A 5588-nucleotide genomic window follows, 5' to 3' on the forward strand; every position below is an offset into this window, starting at 1 on the left:
GGTTTTACGGTTTTACGGTTTCGGTTTTGATATGACGGCAACTGTTATAACTGAGGTTATACGAAATAAACGAAAAGCGCAATAAACGAAAAGCAGGGTAAATCCTGCTCACTGCAAAGTTGTAGGTTGCGGTGTGGAGAGAAGATTGGATTTGGGGTTTCGGGAGCAACGTAACTGAACCGCTCCGGAAATCAGGGAGACAAAAGTATCAGGGAGAGAGGTGTACAGAATAACTGATTAAAATCCGGTGCATTTCAGCCTGTGCGGATAGTCATCAGTATCCACTGGTCGTCGTTGCTGACGGCCTCCCAGCCACAGGTTTTCAGCAGCGCATTCAGCCCCTCAGCGCGCCCGCCAATTCTGGCCGGAACCGGCATAACCTGCGTCCCGTCATCATTAAAACCGATTTCCAGCGCGCTTTTCAGCAGAAAGATGCTGTTTACCGACGCCGTCGGCTGAATCTGACGCCGGCCGCTCCAGTCACTGTCGCTGAGGACGTGATACACCCAGTCGTACTGCTTCGCCAGCTCCAGCGCGTAGGTCAGGCGAAAAAGATCGTTCTGCTCTGACAGTTCGCCTGTACAGCTGCGCCAGAGATAATCCAGCTTATGGCGCAGCCGCGCACGAACGCCGAGCGTACGGCCCTCACGAATTACCCAGTCAATATCGGTGGCCACGTCACGCGAGAACCGGCGCTGTTTTTTCGCCTGCGCAAACCAGCGGCTGATAAACAGATTTTCCTGCGACTCCGACACCACCAGGCCGTCTTCCCGCGCCGTGTGCAGGGCAAGAACTAAGCAGCCTGGCGGCTGCAAATCGAAGTGTGGCAGAATATGGCATCCCAGGGTCTTATTTCAGCAGAGTACTCCCATGCCACATTCCACTGAGCATCAGCTCGCTCACACTAAAATGGTTAAACAGGCTCTGAAGGCCGTAGCCCGTCAGAATAACTTTTCATATCCGTCTGTTTTTGCTGACTTCGTCGCCGGGAATAATCCTTCCTGTACCCAGTGCTTCTGGGAAAATTTCTACCGCCTGTTCCCTGAAACACCGTGGCAAGCGATGAATGGCCTTTATAGTCGCCTTTGCTATGAGAATAAAAAACGACGCCTTGGTTAAAAAACGTACTTAGCGTACGTTTTCGTACGGTTGGGCTTCATACCCCGAGGTCAGCAATGCGATTATCTCGTTACTGAGCGATTACCGTGATGTGTGCCACACGATAACCTTCGATAACGGTCTCGAGTTCAGTGAACACAAGGCAATCGCAAAGGCGCTGGAAGCAGATATGTACTTCGCGCATCCCTACGCCTCGTATGAGCGAGGGTTAAATGAGAACACAAACGGGCTTCTGCGGCAGTTTATCCGTAAGGGGACAGACCTGCGCACGGTGTCAGAAGAGGACTTGGCTAGGTATCAGGGGACCCTGAACAGCAGACCACGCAAGTGTCTTGGGTTCAGACAACCCTCCGTGGTGTTTGCAGAGCTAAGAAAGGCGACTTAGCGTTGCACTTCGGAGTTGAATCCGCCTTTAATACCTTGACGGAATATTCCTTCCCAGGCTACTTTGTCTCCTCCGAAATAAGCGTTCAATTAATCAATTGAACGTATTTCTTATTCCCGATTATTCGCGGGAAGGGTTATTTACATTTTAAAGGAATAGACATGAAACTCAGCAGCATTGCTTCTACTGTTATTGCTACTTTGGCCCTGGTTGCAGGTGCCGCAAATGCAGCAGCTCCTGCTGCGCCGGTTTACGTAAATGGCGGTACCGTACATTTTAAAGGTGAACTGGTTAATGCGGCTTGTGCAGTAAATACTGATTCTTCCGAGCAGACCGTTAATCTGGGCCAGTATCGTACCGCGAAATTTACCAAAGTGGGCGACACCACCTCTAATATTCCATTCAACATTGAACTGAATGATTGTGATCCGCTGGTTGCCAAAACTGCCGCTGTTGCGTTCACCGGTCAGATCGACCCAACCGACAAAACCCTGCTGGCCGTGACCTCCGGCAGCAACGACAACACCGCGAAAGGCGTGGGTATCGAGATCCTCGACAGCAAATCCAGCGTTCTGACCCCAGACGGTGCGACCTTCTCTGCTGCGCAGACGCTGATCGAAGGGACGAACACCCTGAAGTTCACCGCACGTTACAAATCAACGGCTGCCACCACTGAGCCAGGCCAGGCGAACGCTGACGCCACCTTCGTAATGAAATACGAGTAATTCCTCCGCACAGGGATGTTCAGGCCTCACGGACGAGGCCCGTCATACGCAAATGCCAGGAACGAAGGATGACAAGGACTGGAACACTACTGCTGTTAACCCTTGCGATGGCTTGTCCGGCATCGGCGCATACCGTGGTGATCGAAGGTGGCAAGGTTCATCTCCGGGGTGAACTGGTGAACGGCGGCTGCGCCGTGGCGCCCGACAGCCAGAATATGCGCATCGACATGGGGCAGTACCGAACCAATTCATTTTCCGGTGTGGGCAGTTTTTCCACGGTTAACGTGCCTTTTACCGTGCGGCTGCTGGACTGCAGCGTTGATGTTTCGCGCACCGTGGGGATCCAGTTTCAGGGCGTGACGCCCGCGGAAGATCCGCAGGTCTTTCTGGCGACATCGCGGCCAGGTGAAACGCCTGTCAGCAGCGGCGTGGGGCTGGCGCTCTTTGACGAACAGCAGCGTCAGATTATCCCAAACGCCACGGCCGTCAGCTGGCTGCCGATCGATACCCGCGAGCTCGCGTTCCATTTTAGCGCCCGCTATCGGGCTATTTCCGAACACCTCGAGCCAGGCAAAATTCAGTCGGATGTCTGGTTTACGTTGATTTATCCATAACACCTGCGAACTCATTATTAAAGGTACGGTTGTGATGAATACCCTAATTAAACCAGGACTTTTTTTATCGTTTATTTTGATGATGGTTTCTGCCTGCGCAAATGCTTCAGGCGGTATTGCGCTGGGGGCCACGCGCGTTATTTATCCCGCAGAGGCAAAGCAAACGTCGCTGGCGATCACCAACAGCAACAAACAGGAACGCTATTTAATTAACGCGTGGATCGAAAATGCGAGCGGGCAAAAAGAAAAAACCTTTGCCGTCACTCCGCCCCTGTTTGTCAGCGAGCCGAACAGTGAAAACACGCTGCGTATTATTTACGCCGGGCCGGCGCTGCCTGCCGATCGCGAATCGCTTTTTTACATGAACGTGAAGGCGATCCCATCGGTGAACAAAGCGAAAACGGAAAACAATAACGTGCTGCAGCTGGCGATCCTCTCACGCATCAAGCTGTTTGTGCGCCCGAACAACCTGGCGATGCAGCCGGAAGAGGCGCTTTCCCAGCTGCGGTTTGAGCGCGCGGGCAGCCATCTCAAAGTCAGCAACGCTTCCCCGTATTACATCACCCTCGTCAATCTGAAGCTGGGCGGGCAGACGCTGGAAAACCTGATGGTTGCGCCGAAAAGCTCGGCTCAGCAGGTGCTGCCAGCCGGTGCCAGCGGTACGCTCTCCTGGCAGAGCGTGAATGACTACGGTGCCATCACCCCGGCGCGCAGCGTTAACCTGTGAGCAGAGTCAGGGCGATGAAAAACCACCAGGGACGTTACTGCCCGGTTGCGCTGGCGCTGATGGCTGCGCTCTGGCCGCAGGCTGGCTGGAGCGAAAGCTACTTCAACCCGGCCTTCTTGTCCGACGACGCCGCCAGCGTGGCGGATTTGTCGCGTTTTGAACAAGGACACCAGCAGGCACCCGGCGTTTATCGTGTGGATATCTGGCGTAACGATGAGTTTATCGGTACCCAGGACGTGCGTTTCGAGCAGGCCGAGAACACGCCGCCGGTAGCGGGCGGTTTATCGGCGTGCATTACGCGCGCGATGCTCGATCGCTTTGGCGTCAACATCGCGGCGTTTCCCGAGCTGGCTAAGGTGCAGGGCGACACCTGTGTTCCGTTGACCACGGCCATACCCGGCAGCGAAACGGCTTTCAACTTTGCCTCACAGCGTCTGGACGTCAGCCTGCCTCAGGTGGCGTTGCAAAACAGCGCCCGGGGCTACATTCCGCCCGAACAGTGGGATGAAGGCATTCCCGCCGCGCTGGTAAACTACAGCTTCACCGGTAACCGGGGAAGCGAAGACGACAGCTATTACCTTAACCTGCAGAGCGGGTTGAACTATGGCGCCTGGCGTTTACGTAACAACGGCGCATGGCGGTACACGCAGAATAACGGGCAGCGGCACAGCGAGTGGCAGAATATTGGCACCTGGGCGCAGCGCACCGTCATCCCGCTTAAAAGCGAACTGGTGCTGGGCGACAGCAATACCGGGAATGACGTCTTCGACAGCATGGGTTTTCGCGGCGGACGGCTTTTCTCGTCTGACAGCATGTACCCGGACAGCCTGCAGGGCTACGCGCCGACCGTGCGCGGGATCGCCCGTACGCCCGCCAAAGTGGTGGTTCGCCAGAACGGCTACGTTATCTATCAAAGCTACGTCCAGCCTGGCGCATTTGCCATTACCGATCTTAACCCGACCTCCTCAAGCGGTGACCTGGAAGTCACGGTCGAAGAGAAAGACGGCACCCAGCAGCGCTATACCGTGCCGTACTCCACCGTCCCGCTCCTGCAGCGCGAAGGTCGCTGGAAGTACGACCTCGTCGCGGGGGATTACCGCAGCGGGAACAGCGATCAGGACACACCGTTCTTCACCCAGGGGACCCTGGTTACCGGTCTTGCCAACGGTTACACGCTCTACGGCGGCACCCAGCTGGCGTCACGCTATACCGCGGTGGCCGTCGGGGCCGGGAAAAACCTGGGCGACTGGGGCGCGGTCTCGCTTGATATCACCCATGCCCGCAGCCAGCTTGCGGACGACAGCAGGCATGAAGGGCAGTCTCTGCGCTTCCTCTACGCGAAATCCCTTAATGGCTTCGGCACCAACTTCCAGCTGCTGGGCTACCGCTACTCCACAAAAGGGTTTTACACCCTCGACGATGTCGCCTGGCGTTCAATGGAGGGCTATCAGTATGCCGATAGCCAGAACGATAACGATGTGCCGGACGTGCAGAGCTATCACAACCTGACGTGGAATAAAAAAGGCCGCTTCCAGCTCAACGTTTCTCAGTCGCTGGGGGACTACGGTTCGGTCTATATCTCCGGCAGCGAGCAGACCTACTGGGGAACAGACGAGACGAACCTCTGGTACCAGCTGGGCTACGCGGGGGGCGTGAAGGGGATCAACTACTCCGTCTCGTGGTCGTGGAACAAATCCGTGGGGATAGACGGCACCGATCGGATCGCGTCGTTTAACGTCTCCGTGCCGTTCAGCCTCTTTACCCGTCAGGGCTATCGCCGGGACAGCGCGATTGACCGCGCCTACGTTACGGCATCCGCCAGCCGAAACAGCGATGGCGACACAAGCTGGCAAACCGGCGTCAGCGGAACGCTGCTGGAGGACCGCAACCTGAACTACAGCGTGACCCAGGGACACGCCAGCACCAACGGCTCAAGCGGAAGCGCCAGCGCCAACTGGCAGGCGACCTACGGCACGCTGGGCGTGGGCTACAACTATTCCCGCGACCAGCACGATCTC

The 5588-nt window shown here is 56.1% G+C and carries 5 protein-coding genes and 1 pseudogene; 5 read left to right on the plus strand and 1 reads right to left on the minus strand.

Annotation, left to right across the window (positions count from 1 at the left end; genetic code table 11):
- Positions 1 to 254: 254 nt before the first annotated feature.
- Entirely contained in the window at positions 255 to 815 is a 561-nt protein-coding gene (locus UTM25_RS21175) for a DUF2913 family protein (RefSeq protein WP_319858562.1), read from the minus strand.
- 350 nt (positions 816 to 1165) lie between these two features.
- Here UTM25_RS21175 and UTM25_RS21180 point away from each other — a divergent pair.
- The 5 genes and pseudogenes from UTM25_RS21180 to fimD all read left to right on the plus strand — a co-directional run.
- Positions 1166 to 1504: pseudogene (locus UTM25_RS21180) on the plus strand (IS30 family transposase); the annotation flags it as partial.
- A 161-nt stretch (positions 1505 to 1665) separates the two neighbouring features.
- Entirely contained in the window at positions 1666 to 2229 is a 564-nt protein-coding gene (fimA, locus tag UTM25_RS21185; protein ID WP_320704282.1) for a type 1 fimbrial major subunit FimA, read from the plus strand.
- Between the two features lie 68 nt (positions 2230 to 2297).
- Complete coding sequence (gene fimI, locus UTM25_RS21190) at positions 2298 to 2843, plus strand: type 1 fimbrial protein subunit FimI (RefSeq protein WP_023310642.1); 546 nt, start codon at positions 2298 to 2300, stop codon at positions 2841 to 2843.
- A 34-nt stretch (positions 2844 to 2877) separates the two neighbouring features.
- A complete protein-coding gene (gene fimC / locus UTM25_RS21195; protein WP_109844909.1) occupies positions 2878 to 3570 on the plus strand; it encodes a type 1 fimbria chaperone FimC in 693 nt (230 codons plus the stop codon).
- A gap of 14 nt (positions 3571 to 3584) precedes the next feature.
- Positions 3585 to 5588 (plus strand): outer membrane usher protein FimD (fimD, locus tag UTM25_RS21200; RefSeq protein ID WP_320715301.1); only part of this gene is annotated, 2004 nt, incomplete at its 3' end.

The sequence above is a fragment of the Enterobacter sp. 61D5 genome (assembly GCF_034107965.1).
Classification (GTDB): Bacteria; Pseudomonadota; Gammaproteobacteria; order Enterobacterales; family Enterobacteriaceae; genus Enterobacter; species Enterobacter cloacae_M.